This is a genomic window from Thermoactinomyces sp. CICC 10523, assembly GCF_016055105.1.
Lineage (GTDB): Bacteria > Bacillota > Bacilli > Thermoactinomycetales > Thermoactinomycetaceae > Thermoactinomyces_A > Thermoactinomyces_A daqus.
Genome location: NZ_JAECVX010000008.1, coordinates 67,333 through 90,470 on the forward strand (window position 1 = coordinate 67,333; position 23,138 = coordinate 90,470).

General features: G+C 49.0%; 20 protein-coding genes. 10 read left to right on the forward strand and 10 right to left on the reverse strand.

Going from position 1 to position 23,138, the window contains the following annotated elements; genetic code table 11:
* Nucleotides 1–458 precede the first annotated feature (458 nt).
* The 4 genes from I8U19_RS11155 to gnd form a co-directional block, all read right to left on the reverse strand.
* Complete coding sequence (locus I8U19_RS11155; protein WP_198055940.1) at nucleotides 459–989, reverse strand: peroxiredoxin; 531 nt, start codon at nucleotides 987–989, stop codon at nucleotides 459–461.
* A gap of 459 nt (nucleotides 990–1,448) precedes the next feature.
* The gene (locus I8U19_RS11160) at nucleotides 1,449–2,117 is read right to left on the reverse strand and encodes an NAD(P)H-dependent oxidoreductase (protein WP_033099808.1); all 669 of its coding nucleotides are present in this window, start codon (nucleotides 2,115–2,117) and stop codon (nucleotides 1,449–1,451) included.
* Between the two features lie 209 nt (nucleotides 2,118–2,326).
* Complete coding sequence (locus I8U19_RS11165) at nucleotides 2,327–2,746, reverse strand: Rrf2 family transcriptional regulator (protein ID WP_198055941.1); 420 nt, start codon at nucleotides 2,744–2,746, stop codon at nucleotides 2,327–2,329.
* Nucleotides 2,747–2,959: 213 nt separating this feature from the next.
* Complete coding sequence (gene gnd / locus I8U19_RS11170) at nucleotides 2,960–3,856, reverse strand: phosphogluconate dehydrogenase (NAD(+)-dependent, decarboxylating) (protein WP_198055942.1); 897 nt, start codon at nucleotides 3,854–3,856, stop codon at nucleotides 2,960–2,962.
* 354 nt (nucleotides 3,857–4,210) lie between these two features.
* On the opposite strand from gnd, the gene I8U19_RS11175 reads away from it, so the two are divergent.
* Nucleotides 4,211–4,546, forward strand: coding sequence for a phage holin family protein (locus tag I8U19_RS11175; RefSeq protein WP_033099811.1), 336 nt, complete (start codon nucleotides 4,211–4,213; stop codon nucleotides 4,544–4,546).
* 182 nt (nucleotides 4,547–4,728) lie between these two features.
* Here the strand turns inward: I8U19_RS11175 and I8U19_RS11180 are convergent, their stop codons facing one another.
* Nucleotides 4,729–5,367 (reverse strand): class D sortase, encoded by a 639-nt coding sequence (locus I8U19_RS11180; protein ID WP_198055943.1) that lies wholly within the window; start codon nucleotides 5,365–5,367, stop codon nucleotides 4,729–4,731.
* Nucleotides 5,368–5,636: 269 nt separating this feature from the next.
* On the opposite strand from I8U19_RS11180, the gene I8U19_RS11185 reads away from it, so the two are divergent.
* From I8U19_RS11185 to hprK, 3 genes are all read left to right on the forward strand, one after another.
* A complete protein-coding gene (locus I8U19_RS11185; protein ID WP_198055944.1) occupies nucleotides 5,637–6,599 on the forward strand; it encodes a PucR family transcriptional regulator in 963 nt (320 codons plus the stop codon).
* A 114-nt stretch (nucleotides 6,600–6,713) separates the two neighbouring features.
* Nucleotides 6,714–7,826, forward strand: coding sequence for an ABC transporter ATP-binding protein (locus I8U19_RS11190; RefSeq protein WP_198055945.1), 1,113 nt, complete (start codon nucleotides 6,714–6,716; stop codon nucleotides 7,824–7,826).
* Nucleotides 7,827–7,915: 89 nt separating this feature from the next.
* Nucleotides 7,916–8,848, forward strand: coding sequence for an HPr(Ser) kinase/phosphatase (hprK, locus tag I8U19_RS11195; protein WP_152568475.1), 933 nt, complete (start codon nucleotides 7,916–7,918; stop codon nucleotides 8,846–8,848).
* A gap of 46 nt (nucleotides 8,849–8,894) precedes the next feature.
* On the opposite strand, the gene I8U19_RS11200 is transcribed toward hprK, so the two are convergent.
* Nucleotides 8,895–9,113 carry a hypothetical protein gene (locus tag I8U19_RS11200; protein ID WP_198055946.1) on the reverse strand — a complete coding sequence of 73 codons (219 nt, stop codon included), beginning with the start codon at nucleotides 9,111–9,113 and terminating at the stop codon, nucleotides 8,895–8,897.
* A 455-nt stretch (nucleotides 9,114–9,568) separates the two neighbouring features.
* Between I8U19_RS11200 and lgt the strand changes: the two genes are divergently transcribed.
* From lgt to I8U19_RS11220, 4 genes are all read left to right on the forward strand, one after another.
* Complete coding sequence (gene lgt, locus I8U19_RS11205) at nucleotides 9,569–10,474, forward strand: prolipoprotein diacylglyceryl transferase (RefSeq protein ID WP_198055947.1); 906 nt, start codon at nucleotides 9,569–9,571, stop codon at nucleotides 10,472–10,474.
* A gap of 14 nt (nucleotides 10,475–10,488) precedes the next feature.
* Nucleotides 10,489–11,130, forward strand: coding sequence for a pyrophosphatase PpaX (ppaX, locus tag I8U19_RS11210; RefSeq protein ID WP_033099817.1), 642 nt, complete (start codon nucleotides 10,489–10,491; stop codon nucleotides 11,128–11,130).
* Nucleotides 11,131–11,142: 12 nt separating this feature from the next.
* Complete coding sequence (locus tag I8U19_RS11215) at nucleotides 11,143–11,643, forward strand: acyltransferase (RefSeq protein ID WP_033099818.1); 501 nt, start codon at nucleotides 11,143–11,145, stop codon at nucleotides 11,641–11,643.
* A 207-nt stretch (nucleotides 11,644–11,850) separates the two neighbouring features.
* Nucleotides 11,851–15,348 (forward strand): efflux RND transporter permease subunit, encoded by a 3,498-nt coding sequence (locus I8U19_RS11220; RefSeq protein WP_198055948.1) that lies wholly within the window; start codon nucleotides 11,851–11,853, stop codon nucleotides 15,346–15,348.
* A 38-nt stretch (nucleotides 15,349–15,386) separates the two neighbouring features.
* On the opposite strand, the gene I8U19_RS11225 is transcribed toward I8U19_RS11220, so the two are convergent.
* The gene (locus I8U19_RS11225; RefSeq protein WP_198055949.1) at nucleotides 15,387–15,707 is read right to left on the reverse strand and encodes a YolD-like family protein; all 321 of its coding nucleotides are present in this window, start codon (nucleotides 15,705–15,707) and stop codon (nucleotides 15,387–15,389) included.
* Between the two features lie 205 nt (nucleotides 15,708–15,912).
* Entirely contained in the window at nucleotides 15,913–17,472 is a 1,560-nt protein-coding gene (locus I8U19_RS11230) for a golvesin C-terminal-like domain-containing protein (protein ID WP_198055950.1), read from the reverse strand.
* A gap of 312 nt (nucleotides 17,473–17,784) precedes the next feature.
* Between I8U19_RS11230 and hfq the strand changes: the two genes are divergently transcribed.
* Both hfq and I8U19_RS17675 read left to right on the forward strand, forming a co-directional pair.
* Nucleotides 17,785–17,994, forward strand: a complete 210-nt coding sequence (hfq, locus tag I8U19_RS11235; protein ID WP_198055951.1) for an RNA chaperone Hfq — start codon at nucleotides 17,785–17,787, stop codon at nucleotides 17,992–17,994.
* A 333-nt stretch (nucleotides 17,995–18,327) separates the two neighbouring features.
* Nucleotides 18,328–20,988 (forward strand): deaminase domain-containing protein, encoded by a 2,661-nt coding sequence (locus tag I8U19_RS17675; protein ID WP_198055952.1) that lies wholly within the window; start codon nucleotides 18,328–18,330, stop codon nucleotides 20,986–20,988.
* A gap of 229 nt (nucleotides 20,989–21,217) precedes the next feature.
* On the opposite strand, the gene I8U19_RS11245 is transcribed toward I8U19_RS17675, so the two are convergent.
* Both I8U19_RS11245 and I8U19_RS11250 read right to left on the reverse strand, forming a co-directional pair.
* On the reverse strand, nucleotides 21,218–22,303 hold the full coding sequence (locus I8U19_RS11245; protein WP_198055980.1) for a quinone-dependent dihydroorotate dehydrogenase: 1,086 nt from the start codon (nucleotides 22,301–22,303) through the stop codon (nucleotides 21,218–21,220).
* A 153-nt stretch (nucleotides 22,304–22,456) separates the two neighbouring features.
* Nucleotides 22,457–22,810: an EthD family reductase gene (locus I8U19_RS11250; RefSeq protein ID WP_160173799.1), complete on the reverse strand. Its 354-nt coding sequence runs from the start codon at nucleotides 22,808–22,810 to the stop codon at nucleotides 22,457–22,459.
* Between the last annotated feature and the right edge of the window lie 328 nt (nucleotides 22,811–23,138).

A 23,138-nucleotide genomic window follows, 5' to 3' on the forward strand; every position in this document is an offset into this window, starting at 1 on the left:
ACTGTGGATATGGGGTTGTTGCAAAAAAACAGTCCGTCCCGTTTTGCCGGAGTTGAGGAACTAAAGCTAAATCAGGGAGCAGCAGAGTATGGAAGGGCCTGCGGGCAGAGTCTGCCAAAAAACCGGTCGTCTGTGTGACCGTTCGCAGGAGCCCTGTCTTCAGGCATGGCGGGGCAAGCTCCGGGTCACTAACACCAACCCAAATCACAATTTTCAACATATGATCGGGTGAATTTGGGTGAAGGTTTTGCTTGTTTCCTGTCGGCGCTGAGGAGTTTTTGCGGAATCCTTCCGACCGGCTCCTCTCCAAAATAAAGCAGGATTTCTCCATTTTCCTCACGGAATGAAAGGTTCTCTCTGATTTGTTTAAAGCTGTCCTGTTGCAAAACAGTCACCACCTTCAGGATTACTTATTCATCTTTCTCTCTAAACGAGATTCACCTTGGATTTGATAAAATTCAATTCTGCGGTTTCCAATTGGCCGGACAGAGGCCGCCGGACTGCAGGGCTTGCAGTACACGCAGCGTTTCATCGACGTCACGGCCGATATTTTCATCGGTAACCACCTGATAACGAATGATTCCTTGCGGATCAATGATAAACAAACCTCGTTCCGCCACCCCTGTTTGTTCATTCAGCACACCATAGGCCCGGGCCACTTCTTTTGTTCGGTCTGAAGCCAAAGGATAGCGGATCGCTCCCAAACCGTTATCGGCCGGCAGTGTTTGAATCCAGGCGCGGTGCGTGTAGATACTGTCCGTACTTACTCCGATCACTTCACAATCCAAATCTTTAAATTCCTCATAACGTTCGGACAGGGCACGAAGTTCCGTTGGGCAGACGAAAGAAAAGTCATAGGGATAAAAGAACAGAAGCAGCCATTTGCCTTGGTAATCTCGTAACTTGATCCGTTCATTCAGTGATGACAGATCCTTGGTCGATAAAAGATCAAAGTCAGGTGCCGGCAAGCCGACAGTTCGTTTGTTCATGAAAGATTCCTCCTGTAAACAATAATTTGAAACAGGAGGATGGCCATCCTCATGTCTGTATTTTTACGATATCATCCCTTCAGATTGAAGTCAATATTAAATTATAATTATTATTAACAAGTAATAGTTTTCGCTTGGGGAAGGTGCAGACTGGCTGGTGATTCAAGACTGCGTGCAGGAGAGAGGCAAAACGATTTTCCTGATCGCTCATGGAGGATCTCGCCTGACTGTGTGAAGATCGACCATGGCAAACGATTCGACCCGGCCCGGCGGAAAACAGCGGTTCTTTGTTTGACGAAAGAGACCAAACGGTGAAGCTGACGAATGGTTGTGCACCTGGAACGGAAGGGCTGATTGAACACAGATATGAGTGAAGCACCGTTGTTGGTAATCCGCTGAAATGGTGAAGAAAACCCTGCCTCCGTCCGGATGGCAGGGTGCGAATCTTGCTTGATTTTGTTATTCGATCCATTCGACGACCTGATCCAAGCTTTTTCTTGTTTTGGGGCGATGAGGATCTTCTGCCCGATAACCGAAGGCGACCATGACAGAGACAGCGAAATTTCCGTCTTCCAGCAAGCCTTCTTCGGCGAGCAGCCGGTTTACGGCATCGGGGTCAAAACCTTCAATCGGGCAAGAATCAATGCCGATTTGCGCCGCAGCCGTCATCATGTTTGCCAAAGCGATATAGGTCTGTTTTGATGACCAGTCAAACAAGGACCGGTCATTGTCCAGGATGTGAAAGGATTTCTGGAACGATTTGTACCGCTCGCTCAGCGCTTCCAACTGTTCGGCCGGCATCTTTTTAACATTGATCATATGGTTTTTGACATAATCGGAATCAAATCGGGCATCGGTGCGGGCGAGAATCACGACAAAATGGCTGGCAGTGGGAAGTTGACCTTGAGCTCCCCATGAAAGTTCTCTCAATTTTTCTCTCAGTTCACGGTTTTGCACAACCAGGAATTTCCACGGCTCCAGTCCAACCGAGCTGGGGGATAATCTCCCTGTCTCCAAAATAAAGTTAAAATCTTCATCCGTGATCTTCTTGGTTGGATCAAATTTTTTTGTGGCATGACGAAAGCGGAATGCTTCAAGAACTTGCTCCTTAATGGATTGTTTGTTCATTTTGTATGTTCATTCCTTTCGTGTGTCGGGTGTTTTTGGATTAATATAAACCTGCATTATCTCTTACATTGGGGCGGTCTTCCGATTTTTATGCGCGCTCTAAATGTTATAGAACTGATTACAGTTTATTTTCACGTAAACGATGGAGGAAGTTACGACGATCCAATCTGTAATTATTTTAATGACAGTAAGGGAAAAAGAAACCGGGATTATGGACACTGTTTTATTTTTTCCAAAACGGAACGTATCGTAATCCGGGCCAAATAGGTTTCAAAATACGCTTCAGCGTCGGCGAAAATCTGATCCATAACCCGTTGGGCATTGGATGAAACCGGACAAGTTTGTTCGGGGTCTCCGGTGCACCAGGACGGCTTAAATGATCCGCAGGAAACTGCGCGATAGACCTGGGCCAGAGTTATCTCGTCCGGGTCGCAATCCAGAATATACCCCCCGCCGATCCCTTCTTTTGTTTTCACAAATCCGTGTTTTCGCAGGCATCCCATCACCTTGCGAATTCGTGCCGGATGGGTGGAAACATTGGCTGCAATCGATTCACTGCTTGCCATGTGACCAGGCAGATGGGTTAAGTATACCAAGCTGTGCACTGCTATTGTAAATTCACTGTTCACTAACCGTCTTCCTCCAAGCATACTGTAATCATAATTAATACAGTTAGTATAAAAACTTACGGAGACTCGACCTCAATGTAAACTTAATCATAAAATAACGAAGATTGGCCGTCAATCATCGGGAGCAAACGGGGAAGTCACAGTGATGCGATTGACGCAGATCCGGCAATAAAAAGGCTTCCCCGATGTATTTCGGGAAAGCCTGTGTCCGCATTATTTTTTCTCGACAGCATGTCCGCCGAATTCGTTTCGCAATGCAGCAACCACTTTTCCGTGGAAGGTATCCTCTTCCAGGGAACGATAGCGCATAAACAGTGACATGGCGATCACCGGAGCAGCCGCTTTGAGTTCCAAAGCCGTTTCAACCGTCCATTGTCCTTCGCCGGATGCGTGCATGACGCCGCGGATTCCTTCAAGGCGCGGATCTTTGGAGAAGGCGTTTTGCGTCAAGTCCATCAGCCAGCCGCGGATAACCGAGCCATGGGCCCAAACGCGGGCTACATCCTCGTAGTCATAATTGAATTGGCTTTTGTCGAGAACCTCAAACCCCTCACCGATTGCTTGCATCATGCCGTATTCAATTCCATTGTGCACCATTTTCAGGAAGTGTCCGCTGCCGCTTTCGCCCGTATAAAGATAGCCGTCTTTTACAGCGAGATCGCGGAAGAGAGGTTCGATATGGGCAAATGCTTCTTTGTCGCCGCCGATCATGAAGCAGCCGCCTTCACGTGCCCCTTCCATCCCGCCGGAAGTGCCGACATCCATAAAATGAATTCCTTTTTCCGCACATTGTTTGCTCCGGCGCAGAGAATCCTTATAATGGGAATTTCCGCCATCGATTACGATATCCCCTTGTTGCAGTTGCGGAAGAATATCTTGTAACAGCGTATCGATGATTTCACCGGCAGGAACCATCAGCCATACCACCCGCGGAGACGGGAGGTCTGCAATCAGGGCTTGTACCGAATCAGCCGCAATCGCTCCTTTTTCGGCCAGTTTTTGTCTTGGCTCCGGATTGACGTCGTATACTACCACTTCATGTTGATGATCAAGCAGGTTCAGAACCAGATTCATCCCCATTTTGCCGAGGCCAATCATTCCTAGTTTCATGTTGTCCACTCCTTTGCGCCATACGAAAAACGTACATTTCAACTCCCAAAAGTATACTATAAATAAAAAAAAACTGCATGTAAAAATCGGGGAAAACCGCATGGAAATAAGGGTTTTGAAAACGTTGCCATCCAGGTTGCAAGCTCATTTTAGAGGTTGCGCATTAAAGGAAAAATCATGTATGAGAAACGCGTTTTTCTTGTAAAAAACGGGAAAGAAATAACGGAGGAAGGGGATTGACCAACCAAATAATGGATGGAACCGAGAGAAATGGGGACTTTGCTGCAGAATGAAGCGGAAATTAAAGGAAAAATCTTTGAAAGTCATATGCCTGAAAGCAAGGAGGCAATTGAGATGGGCATTATTGTGAGGCTCGTGATTAATTCGCTGGCCGTTTTGCTGGCATCCAAAATCGTCACGGGAATTTATGTGCAAAGCTGGGGAACGGCACTGTTGGCCGCACTGGTACTCGGGCTGATAAACCTGATTATCCGGCCGCTGATTATGTTGCTCACCCTCCCGATCAATATCGTCACACTCGGGCTGTTTTCACTCGTGGTCAATGCCATTTTGTTCTGGTTGACTGGTGCGCTGATCAGGGGATTTGATGTCAACGGGTTTGTGCCTGCCTTCCTCGGCGCATTGATTGTAGCCGTGGCATCGTGGATTGCTGACCGAATTATGGATTAAATCGATGAGTGGGGGTCGGTGTCAACGTGCCGTCTCCATTTTTTGTGAAAGTGAGAAAGTGCATCGCAGGTCAGGGTTATGGTATCCCCTCCTGACTTCCCCGATTCCGGGGCCCCCGGCGGAAGGGGACACCACTTCCTGCCTGAATGGCTGGTGGTGGCAACGCTGGTTGATGACAGGATTTAATTGCCCAATGTTTGGGTGTCTTTTTGGTTTTCGTTTTCGATCTTGATCAAATCGGCGCGGATGATATACCGGTCCGGTGCGCTGCCGACGTAGTTAAAAGGATAACAGGTGGTCAGGGACAGAACCGGACGGGGGATCGGAACGATGACAGTGAGGTCATCCGCCTTGGTGATCCACGTTTTGCGAATTTGGTATGTAAAGACCTTATGGTGATATTTTACATAGAGGCGGTCGCCCGTTTGCAATTTTCCCACTCCGCGAAAAACGGTATCGCGGTGGCCGGACAGGACGACATGGCCGGTTTCCCCTGGATTTACCGTGCCATATCCTTCATACAGCCCGACGCCTTTTTTCAGGGAGTCCGCGTCCGTTCCCTGCACGATGGGGAGGATGGCTCCGAGACGGGGGATCACCAACTGTCCGACGACGGTTCCCTTTTTGGCGTGCTCACCGGTGACCGGTTCCCCTTTGTCGAGTGAGGGCATCCTGGTTCTGTCGTCCCATTCTTTTGAGATGGCCATCGCCATTTTCGGATCAACGACGGCGACCCGGATTTCTCCCCACCACTGATATGCGTTGTAACCGAGCAGGAGAACTCCTGCTACGATCAGCAACCATGCGATTTTTCGCGCCATTCATTATCACTCCTGCTCAGGTTTGCACCGCTGTTGTTCGGCGCATCTTCCGGAACTGTTCCTAATCTATTTTACATTGGAGTTTCGAAATCCTTGTATAGAAAAGTATCATCCATTTTATTCGATGACAAATTCTTTTTTGTGTCATGATTTTGAGTGAGTATTAGTGGCTGGTGCTTTGTTTGCAGGGGTGGAATCTTGTATACTGACGATGAAATGAGAAGATCTTTTTGGTTGTGAAATCTTTTTAACAAGGAGCGAAGTGCCAAATGGTCTGGTTATCCCCGCAGGAACAGAAATGGCTGAGGGAGCTGGAGCGGGCGATCGGTGCCGGGGCACGGGTGAAGAAGCCGATGGAGGGAACTTCACCGGTTTTTTATTTGCCGTCCGGAACGGCCTTTACCTTTGAAATTCCCTTAACCCCGCGTGAGTGCGCATTGGTGGAACTGTGGCTGCGGGACCGGCGGGGACAGGGGGAGGGGATTAGCCTTTCCGACTGGTTCCAATCGTTGGTGAAGGATGAAGGGGAGGTTCCGGTTCCGCCCGAAATCGCCAAGCTTTCATGGAACGATCGTGTGCCTTTTTACGTCCAGCTAACTTCACCGGCCGGAGGAACGGCTGATGAGCCCGCCCAATTGTTTCAAGCTTATTTCGGGGAAGAGATGGCATGGGTGATCTCCATCCATGAGCGCGAATGGCTGGTGCTGGCCTCTTTGTCATCATTCAGCGAAGGGACGGATTTCAAACGGTCGCTGGAAAAAGCGGCAGAGGAATTGTGCGAGGTGTTTGCCGGTGAAGCCGGAACCTGGATTCGGGTGCTGGTGCATCCGCCGATTCATCATGCGAAAGAAGCGGCCCGCATGTGGAGTGAACTTCGGAGAGCGGCCGGGCTGTTCCGCATTTTTTATCCGGAGCGCCAGGTGATGGCGACCTGGAAGCTGGAACTGGAAAAGCTGATTACGCAATTGGACGATGAGGCCGTCGCCTTGTTTAAGAAAAATTTCCCTTCCGTTTCTCTGCTGAAAGAACCCGAGTTGGCGAAAACGCTGAAAGCGCTGTTTGCATTTAATCTCAACATCAGTGAAACGGCAAGGCATCTTTATATTCATCGCAATACGCTTTTGTACCGTTTGGACCGCATTAAACAGGAAACAGGCTATGATGTGCGTTCGTTTGACGATGCCGTGCTGGTGAAAATCATGTTGCTCTTGTTGCAAAAAGATGCGGAATGATGGGTTGTGCAAACTGCCAAAAAAGGTTTGTGCGATTTGTACATAGAATATTTTTAATCTTTAATCTAAAATAGATTTTAATTAAACAGAAAGCGCTATCAAGGAGGAAACCGAATGGCCCAAGTCCGGCTCAATCATGTCTTTAAGAGATATAACAACGGTTTTACTGCGGTTAAAGACTTTCATCTGGACATTAAAGACAAAGAGTTTCTCGTCCTGGTCGGTCCCTCAGGATGCGGAAAATCAACGACTTTACGGATGATCGCGGGTTTGGAGGATATTTCCGAAGGGGAACTGTATATCGGTGACCGCCTGGTCAATGACGTTCCGCCCAAAGATCGCGACATTGCCATGGTTTTTCAAAGCTATGCACTTTATCCTCATATGACAGTATATGAAAACATGGCGTTTGGCTTGAAGTTGCGCAAATTCAAAAAAGAGGAAATCAAAGAAAGGGTGCATGAAGCGGCCAGGATTTTGGATATTGAACACCTGCTGGACCGGAAGCCGAAGCAATTATCCGGTGGCCAGCGGCAGCGGGTGGCCCTGGGCCGGGCCATCGTTCGCGAACCGCAGGTGTTCCTGATGGACGAGCCTCTCTCCAATCTGGATGCCAAATTGCGCGTGCAGATGCGGACAGAGATCAGCAAGCTGCATCAGCGCCTGGAAACGACGATTATTTACGTCACCCATGACCAGACGGAAGCGATGACCATGGGGGACCGCATTGTCGTTATGCGTGACGGTGTCATTCAGCAGGTGGATACCCCGACCGAAATTTACAACAAGCCGGCCAATATGTTTGTGGCAGGATTTATCGGCTCTCCGTCCATGAACTTCGTTGAAGGATCCCTCATTGAGGAAAGTGGCGATGTTTATTTCACCACTACCGGCGCCAAAGTAAAAATTCCGGCAGGGAAGGCTTCCGGGCTGCGTGAACAAGGATATGTCGGCAAGGAAGTGGTGTTTGGCATCCGTCCGGAAGCGGTGCATGATGAACCGGTCTTTTTCGAGGCTTCCCCGGACAGCGCCTTTGAAGGCAAAGTGGAAGTGGCCGAAAATATGGGAGCGGAAATGTATTTATACATGAGCGGTTTTGGGGAAAAATGGCTGACCGCCAGAGTGAATGCACGAACCCAATATGCACCCGGGGCGCGAATCAAGCTGGCGTTCGACATGAATAAAGCGCATATTTTTGACAAGGAAACGGAAAAAACAGTATTGTAAACTTAGGCATAGGCATGAGCGACTGGATGCTGACCCAGTCGCTTCTTCTTTACAGATGGTGGCAAGAAGCGAAGTAGGAGAGACCATTGATGAAAAAAGTGACATTGGAACATCTGGTGCAGGATTTTGATCTGGAAGTCATTTGCGGATGGGACCAGCTGAACAGGGAAGTGGAGGTCTCTGATCTGTATCGCCCGGGATTGGAACTTGCAGGCTTTTTTACGTTTCATCCGACGGAACGGCTCCAGCTCCTCGGAAAAACCGAACTTTCCTTTATCGACAGACTGAGCGGCGAGGAGAGAAAAAAACGGTTTGATCGTTTGTGCGATCCGCGAATTCCGTGCTTTATCGTCACGCGCAATTTTGAGGTTCCCACTGAATTGATCAAGGCGGCCGAGACAAGAAAGATTCCGATTTTGCGCACACCGGTGGCAACGACGAGATTCGCCAGCAAGTTAACCAATTACCTGGAAAAACATCTGGCCCCGATGACCACCCTTCACGGAGTATTGGTGGATGTATACGGCATTGGGGTTCTGATCACAGGCTCAAGCGGGATCGGCAAAAGTGAGACCGCGTTGGAACTGGTCAAGCGCGGGCATCGCCTGGTGGCCGACGATGCGGTGGAGATTCAGCAGACCGAAGAAGGGGAGCTGATCGGACATGCTCCCAAATTGATCCGCTATCTGCTGGAAATTCGCGGGCTGGGAATTATCAATGTGATGACCTTGTTCGGAGCGGGGGCGGTTCGGGACAAAAAGAAAATTTCGCTGGCCATCCATTTGGAAGCATGGCAGGAAAAACAGCAATATGACCGTCTCGGCCTGGATGAGGAAAAAATCCGCATCATTGATACCGAGTTGCCGCAGTTGATCATTCCGGTGCGCCCCGGGCGAAATCTGGCCGTCATCATTGAAGTGGCGGCGATGAATTTTCGTCTTAAGCGCATGGGTTATCATGCTGCCCAGCAATTTGTGCAGCAACTGGGCGAAGCGATCGACGAGACGGATGACTGGGATTAAACGCAAAAAAGGTGCTGAATCATGGTTCGGCACCTCTTGTTTATGGTCACTTTAAAAATCTTTTTCGCTCAATATGGCACGCCTTTGGTTTGGGCCACTGGGGAAAAAAGACAAATTGAACCGGATCATTATGGAGGCAGCCCGGCGTGCTGCAAAAACCCCGGTTGTCGATGATCACGATGCTTTCTTGTGCTCCGCATTCCATACAGTCATAACGTTCTTCATCGCCTTCCAGGGACGGATCCGACGGATTGATTGCAAGCAATATAAATCCCTCCAAAATATTGTGTATATTATTTTAATGAATCTGACTTTTTCTGTCCATAATAAAAACGGGGAGATAAGTGAATAAATTTTAAATTTCAGGGTTTAAGCGAACATTTTTGGGATCATTTCTTATGTTATACCAGTCAGAGGCATTGGAAAAGGCCGGGGGGATATATTTTTTTGAACAGTATGTAAATTTGATAAAGAGAACAGACGAAAATATTTTTCATATGCAGTCCCGGTTTTTGATGTTATCTGGAAAAAATAGGTTAAAATAAATAGAAATGTTGAATGAATCAGGTCTGTTGATTAATCAATATTTGATGCAAATCAACATGCCTGCCGATAAGCGGACTTTCAAATCTTCCTCGGGATGAAGGTACAGTCAAAACAAAAAGGGGACAATACCCCGATTTCTCCAATGAACTTTCACAGAAAAGGAGCGGAAAAACGATGACTTTGGCTGTGATCGATCCGGTCGCTTTTTCCCTGGGACCGATCCTCATTTACTGGTATGGAATTATCCTGGGCAGTTCTGCCCTTCTGGGATTATGGCTTGCGATCCGGGAAGGAAAGCGTCACCAGCTGCCAGCTGAAATTTTTCTGGATTTGGTGGTTTGGGTGCTGCCGGCGGCCGTTGTGGGAGCGCGCCTTTATTACGTCGGGTTTCAATGGGAGTATTATCTCCATCACCCGATGGACATTTTTGCCGTGTGGAATGGAGGGCTTGCAATTCACGGCGGGTTGCTCGGAGCTTTTCTGGCGGGGGCATTCTTTATGAGAAAATACCACCTTTCCTTTTTGAACATGGCGGATATTATTGCCCCCAGCATTCTGCTCGGCCAGGCGCTGGGAAGGTGGGGGAATTTTATCAACCAGGAAGCGCACGGGGGGATGGTCAGCAGGGCGATGCTGGAAGCTCTTCAGTTGCCCGAATGGATCATCAGCCAGATGAATATCCAGGGCGTTTATTACCAGCCCACTTTTTTGTATGAATCGATATGGGACGGGATCGGCTTTCTCCTCCTCCTGTTGCTTCGCAAAATCAACTTGCGCCGCGGAGAAATCTTTTTTACATATATGGTATGGTATTCATTGGGCCGCTTTTTTATCGAAGGATTGCGGACTGACAGTCTTTCCTTCACCGGTCCAATGTGGTTAAGCGACATGCTGAATGCATTGTGGCAGCCGTTGGGAGCGTGGCTTCAGGCGGGGAGTCTGGAGCATGGTAACATCCGGGTGGCGCAATTGGTCAGTCTGCTCGGGATGCTGATCGGACTGGGCATGATTTTATGGCGCCGTCTGAGCAGGCGGGCTTGGGTTCCTTACCGGTCGGCCGTAGAGACAAATGAAGCATAAGGAGAGGAGAACGAGTGAAAAAACCGATTCTGCTTTTTGATCTGGATGGGACTTTGATTAATACAAATGAGCTGATTTTGGCTTCCTTTATGCATACATTGGAACTTCATTGTCCGGGGAAATACACCGAGCAGGATGTTCTGGAGATTATGGGTGAGCCTCTTTACGACCAGATGCGCCGCTTTGATCCCGATCAGGCTGAGGAGATGGTGAAGACCTATCATGCCTTTAATGAGAGAAAACACGACGAATTGGTGTTGGAATTTCCCCATGTCCGGGAGACGCTCAGCGAGCTGGACCGGGCCGGAGTGCTGATGGGGGTTGTTTCCAACAAACGCCGCCTTGTCGTGGAAATGGGTTTAAAACTCTTTGATCTGGGACGGTTTATGAAAACAGTCGTTTGCATAGGCGATACGGAAAAAGCGAAGCCGGAGCCGGATATGATTTTTCTGGCCATGGAGCATTTGGGCGGAACACCCGGACAGGTGATCATGGTCGGGGACAGCCGTTATGATATCCTGGCGGCGAAACGGGCAGGTGTCGCTTCGGCAGCCGTAGCCTGGAGCTTGCATGCGGAGGAATTGAAAAAGTATGATCCCGATTATTATTTGGAGGATATGAGGGACTTGCTGCAAATTGTCGGAGTCCGCTCATAGGGGGACCGCCGCATGAGAAAAACGGAACGCTATCCCGTCAAGGGGGCCAATTCGCTATGGCAGGTTTACCGGACGGTTTCGTTTTGGAAAGTGTTCAAAAATACGCTCGTAATCGTCATTGCCAGGTACATTCCCTTTATGTGGTTGAAAAATTGGCTGTATCGCACCTTTTTGCGGATGGAAGTGGGGGAGAAAACGGCAGTGGCGTTTATGGTGATGATGGATATTCTCTACCCGGAGAAAATCCGGATCGGCCGCAACAGCATCATCGGTTACAATTCCACAATTTTGACACATGAATACCTGATCGACGAGTATCGTCTGGGCGAAGTAACGATCGGGAATCATGTGATGATCGGAGCGAACACCACCATTTTGCCCGGAGTGACAATCGGGGATCATGCCGTGATCGGAGCCGGTTCTGTCGTAACCCGGGATGTGCCTCCCCGGGCCTTTGCCGCCGGAAATCCGATTCGCCTGATCCGTGTGGACGGCGAAGACGGAGGAACATGAAAGTTCACAAAACGGAAATTGACCCACCCTCCGCCTGTTCGGTAAGATGATAGTGATTATTTATTAAGTTTTATTTGTAATTTGTAAGGTTATTCAGAAATAATCTATAGACAGCACATGAAACTTTGTTGGGAAGGGGAGAAAAACTTGCTCGGTGACCATGCAGACACCGGCAAGTTTTTTTACGCAAAAAAAGGAGGGCCAAGAGTGAGCTGGCTGACCCGGTTTTCTTTGAAAAATGTGTCGGCGATCGTCCTTTTGGTGATCCTGGTAATCGGCGGCGGGCTGTACGAAGCGTCACAGCTTAAGATGGAAGCAATGCCGGACATCGATTTTCCGGTCATTGTCGCGATTACTCCTTATCCGGGAGCGTCGCCGGAGGACATTGATCAGAAAGTGACGGGGCCGATTGAAAAAGAAGTGATGGGAGTAAAGGGGGTACAGAAAGTCACCTCCGTTTCTGCGGACAGCACGTCCGTGGTTATAGCGCAATTTGATTTTTCTGCTGATTTGGATAAGGCGCAGCAGGAGATGCAAGATGCCATCCATCGTCTCAAACTGCCGGATGGCGTGATGAACACCACTTTTAACCGATTCGGTTTAAATACGTACCCGCTGATCACCCTGGCTGTGACCAGCGACAAGAAAAATGCGGCTGATCTCGAACGCTGGGTAACCGACAAAGCGAAGCCGGAGCTGGAGACGGTTGACGGTGTCGGTGAAGTGCAAGTCAAGGGAGAAGGGGCCAAAGCGGTCTATATTCGCCTCAAACCGGATCAATTGAAAAAATATAACTTGTCGTTGCAGCAGGTCGAGCAGGCCCTGCAAAGTGCCGACATGTCCCTGCCTGTCGGTGACCTGGAATCGGGCTCTGTCGATATGCCGATTCGGATCAACCAAAAAATCACGAATATCGACCAGTTAAAGAACTACGAACTCACGGTTCCGGCAAACCCCGGAGAAGGAATGCAGGATGCCTTCAATCAGATCGGCCAGGGAATGGGACAGTTGGGACAGGCGGTCGGCGGACTGGGTCAGGCGGTATCAGGGCTCGGTCAGGCAGTCAACGGCCTGGGACAAGGAATGGGCCAGATGAGTCAGGGAATGGCCATGCTGCAAATGGCACAGGCCAAACAGGCACAGGTGCTCGGCGATCAGTTGGAACTGAACAAAACGCTTCAGCAACTGCAACAAAATCCCGATGATGCCGGACTGAAAGCGAAAGCGGCTGAATTGCAGCGCGATATCGCCATCAATATGGCCGTGCTGAAACAGCTCAGTGAGAAAATGAAAGCGTCCGGTGCCGGGACCAAGTCGAAATTGTCCGTGCCGAAGCTGAATATGGCGGGAAAACCTTCGCTTCCTTCCGCCAAAACGAAAAAACCCGAACTGAAAAACCCGGAGATCAAGACGGTAAAATTGGGCGATATCGCCACCATTACTGAATCAGCGGATAACAATACCATGATCACCCGTACCGATGGGAAGCCGTCGGTCAATATCGACATCATCAAAAATCCGGATGCCAATGTAGTCGATGTGGCCACTCAGGTCAACAAGAAAATTGCCGGATTGAAAAAAGCAAATCCCGATCTCCATCTGATCAAGCTGTTTGATCAATCGGAGGGCGTGAAAGCATCGATTCGTTCAATGATTCGCGAAGGGCTGCTTGGTGCGCTGTTCGCCTCGGTGGTCATCCTGCTTTTCCTTCGCAAATTCAGGATTACCCTGATTTCGATCATTTCGATTCCCATTTCGATCTTTGCCACGATCGTGTTATTAAAAGAGGCGGATATCTCCCTCAACATTATGACTTTGGGGGGAATTGCCGTAGCAGTCGGACGGGTGGTGGATGACAGCATCGTCGTCATTGAGAACATTTACCGCCATCTGATGCGCAAACCAGAACGCACGTCGGAGATTATCTACCTGGCGACCAAAGAAGTGGGGGCAGCGATCACCTCCTCAACGCTGACAACGGTGTCCGTCTTTATTCCGCTCGGGTTTATCGACGGGATTGTCGGCAAGGTCTTTTATCCGTTTGCCGTGACAGTTGCGATTGCCTTGCTTTGCTCCTTGTTGGTCGCTGTTACCATTGTTCCGGTTCTGTCCAAAATCATGTTGCTGCGCGGGACAAAAATGAGCGAGAAGCGCAGTCACAGCCGCTTTGCTTCCGGCTATAAAAAGGCACTGGCGTGGTCGCTTCGCCATAAGGCGATCGTGCTGGGCGGAGCCGTCGCGCTCCTTGTCCTGAGCCTTGGACTGGTTCCGCTCGTGGGCACCAGTTTTCTGCCTTCGGAAAAAGAGAAGGCGATGCAGGTCAATTTGAAAATGCCTTCCGGAACCGATCTCGAAAAGACAAATGAGGTTACCGGTAAGATTGAGAAGACCCTGAAGAAACACCCGGAAGTTGAGATCATCTCCTCTTCGGTGGGGAACCTGCGCGGACAGTTGATGTCCGATGGCAGCATCGGCAGTCCGAACCGCGCCTCCATTTTCGTCAAACTGGCTGATCACACCAACATGGATCCCTTTTTGAACCAAGTGCGGACGGAATTAAAACCGCTGGGGCAACAAGGGGAAATCGAAGTGAATGAAGTGAGGAGCGTCGGACCGCCTTCCAGTTCAATTTCCGTAAGCATTCAGGGAAGCAACATGGACCAGGTCAAAAATGTGACCGAAGCGCTCACCTCCCGGTTAAAACACGTCCACGGTTTGACCAATGTGAGCAACAATCTGAGTGCCAGCCGGCAAATTGTCGATGTCCATGTGGATGAAGCCAAAGCCGCCCGCAAAGGACTGGTGGCGCAACAAGTGGCTTATACCATACGAGGCCTTCTCGATGCCGATAAAGTGTTTGAGATAAACAATGGCCCGACTGCAGAGGACGTTCGCCTCGGTCTGGAGGAGAACGATCTCAATTCTCTCAACCGGCTGAAAGAGATCCAGATCTTGTCGCAGACGGGCGATTTGATCAAACTGGGGGAAATCGCCGATGTCAAAGTCGTGAGCGGACCGGTTTCGATTCAAAAGCAAAACGGTCAGCGCTATGCCACCGTTTCCGGAGATGTGACGATCAAGGATACGGGGGCTGTCTCCCGGGAAGTGCAATCGGCGATCAATCAGGTGAAGATCCCCAAAGGTATTTCCGTCAGAATCGGCGGTGACACGGAAGAGATGAATAAAAGCTTTGCCCAATTGGGCGTGGCGATGGTGGTGGCCATTGCCGCCGTTTACATCGTAATGATGATCTCATTTGGCGAGGCGACCGCACCCTTTACCATTCTCTTCTCCCTGCCGTTCGCTGTGATCGGCGGGCTGGCGGGATTATGGATCTCCGGGCAGCCGATCAGCGTTTCCGCGATGATTGGTGCTTTGATGCTGATCGGAATCGTGGTTACCAACGCCATCGTCCTGATCGACCGCGTCAAACAGGTGCAGGCGCGCGGACTCCGGATCGAAGAAGCCTTGCTCGAAGCGGCCGGCACTCGTTTGCGGCCGATCCTGATGACTGCCTTTGCCACGATCTTCGCGCTTCTCCCCCTCGGACTGGGGTATGGAGAAGGAACCCTGATGTCCCAGGGGCTGGCAGTTGTCGTCATCGGCGGGCTTACTTCCTCCACCTTTTTAACCTTGTTTATTGTTCCGATCGTCTATCTTTTATTGACACGCATCCGGGAAAGATTGATAAAAGTGCAGGCATAAGCTTAAGCCCCGAGGGAAACCCCGGGGCTTCTTTTGTTTCAGAACCAGTCCACTTCGATCAGCTGACGAAAGCGGAGCCGTTGCTTTATCTGGCCGTTAGCCATGATAAACCAACCTTCATAAGGTTGGACGTGAATCACTTGACCGTAAAATTGCAGCGGGGAGTGTTTGCCCGCATACGTGACCAGAACCGGTTTTTCCAGTTCATGTGCTTCTTCCAGTAAAAAAGCCATATATTCCAATTGGTCAGGTTCAATTTGCGGCGGTTCATATTTCCAGGTTCGCTTCGGTTCGGATTGATGCATAAGCGCAAGATACAAACGGTTCTCATACCATTGATGAAAGTTGATCACATTCATCCCGCTCCCCCCTTTGCTAATCATCATACACGAACATATGTTCTGATATCAAGAAGGAAATAAAAAAAGTTGGTAAGCACGGGGGAACCAGGCAAATTTGCGGGGGATCGGCGCACCGGCCTCAGACCGGCAACACATGCTCACAAAAAAACGCCGGGACAACGCCATCATCCGGCGTTACCGGCTTTGAACACTTATTTTCGCATTAATTTTTTACCAGCTTCACCGCATCGGCAATCACATAGCCTGTTCCCGATGTCCAGCGGGAAACCCCGACGATGTATTGATCGCCTGCGGGGAGATTGAAGGTGCCGAGATAATTCCATTTTCCTCCGCCCGCTTGCTGGTTGGCATAAACCGTTTGATTTCCGCTGGATGTCCTGATGATATAGGGCGTGTTGCTGTTATAGCCGGGATCAGCGGGCCACCAGGCGTAAACGCTGTAGGAACCGGAAGAAGGTACGTTAAATTTGAACCAGACAGGTTCGCTGACCGCCTGGGGAGTGGTATAGTAATAGTCGGCTCCGTATTTTTGGGAGTTCCAGGAGCTGAGCGCCCAGTTGCCGCTGACGGAAACGCGGGATGTATTGGAATTGTCGACAACGATCTCCGTGGATGAGGATGATTGGTTGACCAGTGACATATAATAGTTCCAGTCCCATCCGGAGCCGGGGTCGGTGTGCGTGGAACCTGGAACCTGATTGTGTCCGATGATGTGGGAACGGTCTTTGGGAATTCCGTACTTGTCGCAGAGCCAGCGCGTCAAACTGGCGGAGGCGCGGTACATCGCATCAGTAAACCAGGATGGATCGCTGACATATCCTTCATGTTCGATGCCGATGCTGTGGACGTTGTAATCCCAGTTACCGGCATGCCAGGCGATGTCCTTGTTTTGGACCATCTGCGTGATTTCCCCGTCGCTGGAGCGGATGACATAGTGTGAGCTCACCTGCGCCTGCGGATTTTGGAACCAGCTGATGGTGCCGCTGTAGGAACCCTCTGTTGTATGAATAATGATATAATTGATGCTGTTTCCGTCTGCCACGCGATTGGCTGCCGTGTAATTGCTGCTGGAGGCGGCAACCCAATTGGCATAGGGATAGTCCGGAGTGGCTGCCGCCTGCACCGCTTTCACGTCGGCATAGATACCTTTGTCGGGGATCACCCGCGTCGGACGGATAAACATATCTTTGCCGTCGACCAGACGATAGGCGCCGTGGTTGATCAGGCTGTAAACTTCATCTGCATACCACTTGGCCGTCAGTTTGGAGGATAGCCCGCTGTAAGCGGCGACAGCAGTATACCATTTGGCCAAATCCTGCGGCAGCTTGCCCTGATTCAGCTCTTTGGCCCGCTGGGCGAGAACGGCTGCACCGCCGCGGATATTTTGTTTGACATCATTTTTGAGCTGATTTTCCGGAATGCCCAGCAACTGACTGGCTTCCGGCAGTGAATGGTTCGTTGGATTATCGGCCAGGTGCATCAACCCGTAACCGTTCAGTTCACTCGGTTTTCCGTGATGATCTTGCCAGTGCGTTTCGGCGTAGCTGACGGCGAGCAGAATGGTCAAGGGAACATGAAATTCCTTCGCTGCCTGCCTAAACTGTTCATAAAGAGGCCCGGGATGGTAAACGGGTTTGGAGGAACCGCTTTCTGAAGAAGGCACAGCGGATGCCCGGGTGCTGCCGGAAAACAACATGGCCGGACTAAAAGCGAGGACAAGCAGGAAGATGAGCAAACAAGATCCCCACCGATTCCGAAACACAAGCACTCCTCCCAATAATATTTAATTGAAAAATCAAAATATTTAGCCTTAATATATTATAACGCCTCTATTTTTATATAGCAATATATTTATACATTATTAGGATGAATTTATTAGATTATTAAATTTGTATTCTTTTCTGTACATTGCTGAATTGCTGGTTTTATTTTATTCATGATGCCGGTTTTATGTCAGGGGAGAGCGGAAAAACGACGAGAAGACGATGGAAAAGAGGAATTCGTTTGCCTGAGGGGGAATTGGGAAAGAAATGCAGTAGAAGACGTTAAAACGAGAGGAAGGAGAATGGTCCTGATGGACAACATTCAGGAGAATTTTCTTACGCAGCTGGTGGAAAGGAACATACCGGTTACATTGTTTTTGGTGAATGGATTTCAATACAGGGGAGTGATTCGGGATTTTGACAAATTCACCATTTCAATCGAAGTAGAAGGCAACCAATTTCTTATTTTCAAGAAGATGGTCAGTACGATCCAGACCCAGTCGCCTGTCATTGCAATGTAATATCTTCAATCTCTCGGATTATTCAAAATGCGAAGACCAGAAAGTAGGGGTAGTAGCAGGTCATACGATGCTCTCGCCGGCGAGAACGGGTTGTTGGACGGGGGGTGCAGCAAAGTTAAAAAAGTTACACCGATGGAAACAAGCCTTTAAGCATATTTGCTTAAGGGCTTTTTGTATAAAATTTTAATAAATTATTCTGCCATCGAATGAAAAATTTTATATAATTTGAAGGTAAATTCCATTAAATAGATTCTTTCTCTTTGCGAAAGAGGGAAATTTACGGAAAAGCAAGCGGGGATTTTTTGCTTTCCGTAAAGGGCTATGAGGAAGAGCGTGTTCAAATGGGTTGTGGTCATGCTCCTCATTTTTGCAGGGGCAGGACTGCTGGGACATGTCCCGGTTTATGCCGAGAGCGGGAGCTTCCAAGTCCCGGAAGTAAATGATCACTTTGACAAAGTGAAATCGGGCCCTGCACCGGCACCGTCCAAAGCAGTCACCGAGGCAAAAAACGAGAATCACAGCTTTTGGAAAGAGATGAAGGATGGCGTTTCCAGTCTCTGGTCCAAAACGAAACAGAAAGTTTCGGCTGCCTGGCAGAAAACGAAAGAAGGTTTTGCCGAAGCCTGGGACTGGATTGCCAAGGTATGTGACCAGTTTGCGCGCGGCGTGGTCGACGGGCTGTCCGCCGCCTGGGACTGGGTTTGGAAATACAAAGGGTACATATTGTTTACCGCCGTCATCATCGTCGGTGTGGTTTTGTGCTTTATTGCGCCACCGCTCGGTGCATCGGTTCTGGGGGGCGCGATAACTTCATTTGGGATCAGTGTTTTGCTCAATGGCGGGAAAATCGACCAGTCCACCTTTTTGGAAGGCGGCATCGGCGGAGTGCTCGGGCTGTGCGGCATGGGCTTCTCCGCAGCGTTGGAGCGAGGTTTGGGCTGGCTTGGAGTGAAAATGCTTCCCTACTTGAGCCGGTTTAAAACCGCGGGTGCATTGATGGAAAAAGGAAGCCGGTGGATCAGCCGCTTCCCGAAAGCCATGCAGAAGCTCTTCTCCCGGAAAATCGTGATCGGCGCCGGAGAAGGAGCAGGCACCACGATCGTTGATGACTGGCTGCACGGGCGAAAGTTCAGCTTCAAACGCGTGCTGGCCGGAGCTCTGACCGGTGGATTGTTGGTCGGTGGCTATCACTTGATGGAACCGGTGATCCAACCGGCCGTTCAGATGGTCAAAGCGTCCGTCCAGAAACAGACAGGGCCGGTCTTGGCGAAACTGGAAAAGTATCTGGCCAGGTCCGCCGATCCTTGCTTCGGCTACCAGCCCATGCCCAAGTATTTTGCCGCTGCGGAAGGGCCGCTCCATTGTTTCCGTCCTGGCAGCGTCCCGAAAGATGTGATCTCCTACAGCGACCAACTCGACCCGCACGGCTGGGCCAGCCCCACACAAAAAATCACTCCGGAACTGCTGGCCAAGCAAACTCAGGGCTTATCCACCGAAGCGGAAAAATCACGGAAAAAGCTAATAGAAGAGATTATTGAATTGGTTGGGACTGAAAATAAGGATAAAGCGACTAAACAGTTAACTGCGAAAGGGTATAGTAAAAATAAAGCAAATAGTATTGTTAAGTTTCGAGATTCTCTTTTAGACGGAGGCAAAAATTTCGCCACGGCCAAAGTGGAAATCGCGGGAATTTCGGAACATGAGCTGAAGGCTTATTCCGGGAAAAACATTCCTATTTTTGAAGAGGGATGGGTAAAGGAAGTCCCGAGAGATAAGTTTAAGTTTGACTATGTGAAAGCAAAAGAGGGGCAAGAAGAGGTATACCCAATGGATTATCAACCTGATGAAAATGAGAATATCGGACATGGGCGCCAGTATGACTCCGAACCAAAAATACTGGAATATATATCCAGTAAACTAGGGAACAGTCCGGGGAAAGAGGGAGACCGGCTCATCCTGTTTACCGAACGGAGGACGTGTCCCGGTTGTCAAGGGAAAAATCGAAAATTAATTAAGGCAGATAATCAGGTCGGAGCGTATGATGGATCCATTAGAAACAGGAGGGATAAGATGTTTCGACCGGAAGATTATGAACAATATCAGTGGGAGATGTATTGCCTGGATGCAGATGAGGAATTAATCAAAGGATTTGCAGAGGCGATGGAGATCCAAATTTCCGGGGAAGAGTTAAAGGATTACGGTGATGCTTGGTATAACCGAAGAGAAAAGGATCTGTTCTATCTGTTTCGAAATGAGGAAAAAGACCGGAATGCCGTGATCGCGGTGTATTTTTATGCCGGAGTCGGAGATGAAAATGATTATTGCCATGTAGTGGTGCGTTGCCGGAAAGAAGATGCGCCCAAGGTGCAGCAAGCATTCCGTAGATTTGTGGAAACAGCGGAAGATCTTTATGAAGACTATAACATGGATTTTGTAAACTATGTGAATGATCCTTATAAAAATTGGTTAAGGCCCTATGCAGAAAAATATAATCTGGACATCGATGTACCGGAAAAACCACCGGAAAAGAAGTATTGCCCGGAGGAGTATCAGCAGTACCAGTTTGAATTGCGTACCGTTGATTTACAACCGGAATTGATCAAAGAAATCGCAGAAGCGATGAGAATTCGCTATGGAGAGGGGGACATAAAGCTACATCAGGATAGCTTGGATCGATTACAATATAATCAAACAAGCTTTTATCTTCTTCGAAATAGATACGTCAATCCCCATGCAGTCATTCATGTTGAATTTTATCGGAAGGAAGGCCGGCCAAAGGAGTTTTATGCCAAGCTGACGATCCGCTGTCAAAATGAAGATGCAGAGAAGATCCGGCAGATCATCCAAGAGTACTTTTGGAAGCAGGGGGTTGTGAAAAAATATCGCCGGGAACCGGATTTTACGAATTATATTGATCATCCAAAGCAAAATTGGCTGAAAAAGGCCATAGAGAAATATCAGCTTGATGTCAAAGGTATAGAGTTAAAGGCATAGTTGGAGAAGCTGCAGCCCGGACTTTTCCGGGCTTTTTACAAGGAAGGGGCTCAGATGTTTCGAGTGAAGGTCTGAAGACCCGGACAGCTGTCTTGCCTTATTCATTCCGTTTCAAAAGTTGTTCAGGAAACTTTTGGTTTTGACGGAATTTATCGCCTTCGGTATAAAACAGGCTCTCCCGAACGAAAAAGAGGGAGAGCCTGAAATTTGCCGGCGATGAACGGACGAGTTACTGATGATCCAGACCGACCAGATCGCTGATGCTGGACACTTGATCCCGATTCATCAGTTCGAGCAGTTCCTGATTAATCCATTTGGCGATGGAGGGCCCACGGTAGATCATGCCGGTATAAACCTGGATGAGATTGGCCCCGGCACGGATTTTGTCATAGGCGTCCTGACCGGTAAAGATCCCGCCGACTCCGATGATCGGCACCCGGCCCCGGGTGATTTTGTAAATTCGGCGAATCATAGCCGTGGAGCGGTTGACGAGCGGACGGCCGCTGAGCCCGCCTGTTTCTTTCTGCAAAGGAGAGGACAAACCTTCGCGGGAAATGGTGGTATTGGTGGCAATGATACCGTCAATTCCTTTTTCAAGGGCGATGGTGACAATCTCTTCCACTTCTTCGTTCTCTAAATCCGGGGCAATTTTTAAGAGGATTGGCCGTTTTTGTTCATATTTTTTCGCCAGTTCATCGCGCTTTTCCAGGATGGCGGCCAACAGGCTGTTTAACGAGGCGGCATGTTGGAGATCGCGCAATCCCTTGGTGTTGGGAGAACTGATATTGATCACGAAATAATCGCCGCAGGAATAAAGTTCATTTAATCCTTTCCGGTAATCCACGGCAGCCTCGTCATTGGGTGTGTCCTTGTTTTTGCCCAAATTGATGCCGATCGGAATGGAGGGGCGGGGCAGGCGGGTAAATGATTCCTTGGCTGCTTCCGCCCCATCGTTGTTAAAGCCCATACGGTTGATCACCGCTTGGTCGGGAAGAAGCCGAAAGAGGCGTGGTTTGGGGTTTCCGCTTTGCGGCCGTGGAGTGAGTGTTCCCACTTCCACATAACCAAAGCCAAGAGCGGCCAAACCCGGGTATACGTTGGCGTGTTTGTCAAACCCGGCTGCCAGTCCGACGGGGTTTGGAAATGAAAGTCCCCAGTAAGTGGTGTGAAGGCGCGGGTCGTTCACGGTCATTTGCCTTTGAAACGAGTTTTTTATCCATGGATTTGCCTGCATCCATTTGAGCGAGCGGATCGTCCATTCGTGAGCCTGTTCCGGGTCCATCTGAAACAGTAAACGGCGTAAGGAGCGATAGATCATGGACTGAACTTCCTTTCCAAAACCCTGATTTTCCGAAACGTAGCATACCACAATCGGGGACAAAAACAAAGCCGGCCGGTACGGACCGGCCAGCTTTTCAAGTGCAGACATGGGATGGATATTTGCAAGGGATGAAAAGCATGCAAAGGTTTATGTTTGATAGCGTGTAAATAAACTCGCTGTATAAGATTCCTCTTTACCGACGTAAGTGGTTAAGAAGGAAGAGGCGCTTCCCACCCAGACTTCGGCGATCGCTTTCCCCTGTTCGCTCTCCAGAACTTGTTGCAATGCATCCGAGCTGGCGAAGTAGATTTCGCACATCAGGAAATAGTCATTGTATTCGTTAATATCACTTGGAGATGACGGGGAGGGGACGAGGTGTGTGATATCGACTTTGATAATCCCGGGAATCTTCAGCGCTTGGGGAATAATGTTATTGGTGAGATGGTTTATAAATTCTTCTTCTTTCTCTGTCTTTTTGTATAGCCCGATCACCTTGTACATGCAAAAACTCCTCTCCAGAAAACATTCATGTCTCGTCAAATGCAACCCAATATGGATTGAGGAATGCAACAAAAAACGAATAAAAAGAAGAATAAAAGATAATTGCTTAATGGAGACTAATAATTTAATTTTAATATTTTTGGGTTACATTGTGTAGAAAAAAATGAATCTTTTCAAGATCATTTTATTTATTTTTCTGCAAGCAACCTTTCTTTTTATAGACGAAGAATGGATGTAAGTAGTTGCGGAATAATTATTTTAAATATAAATATTTGCAAAACGATATAGAAGGGTAACAGGGGTTTTATAGAGTGAAACAATTTAAGTA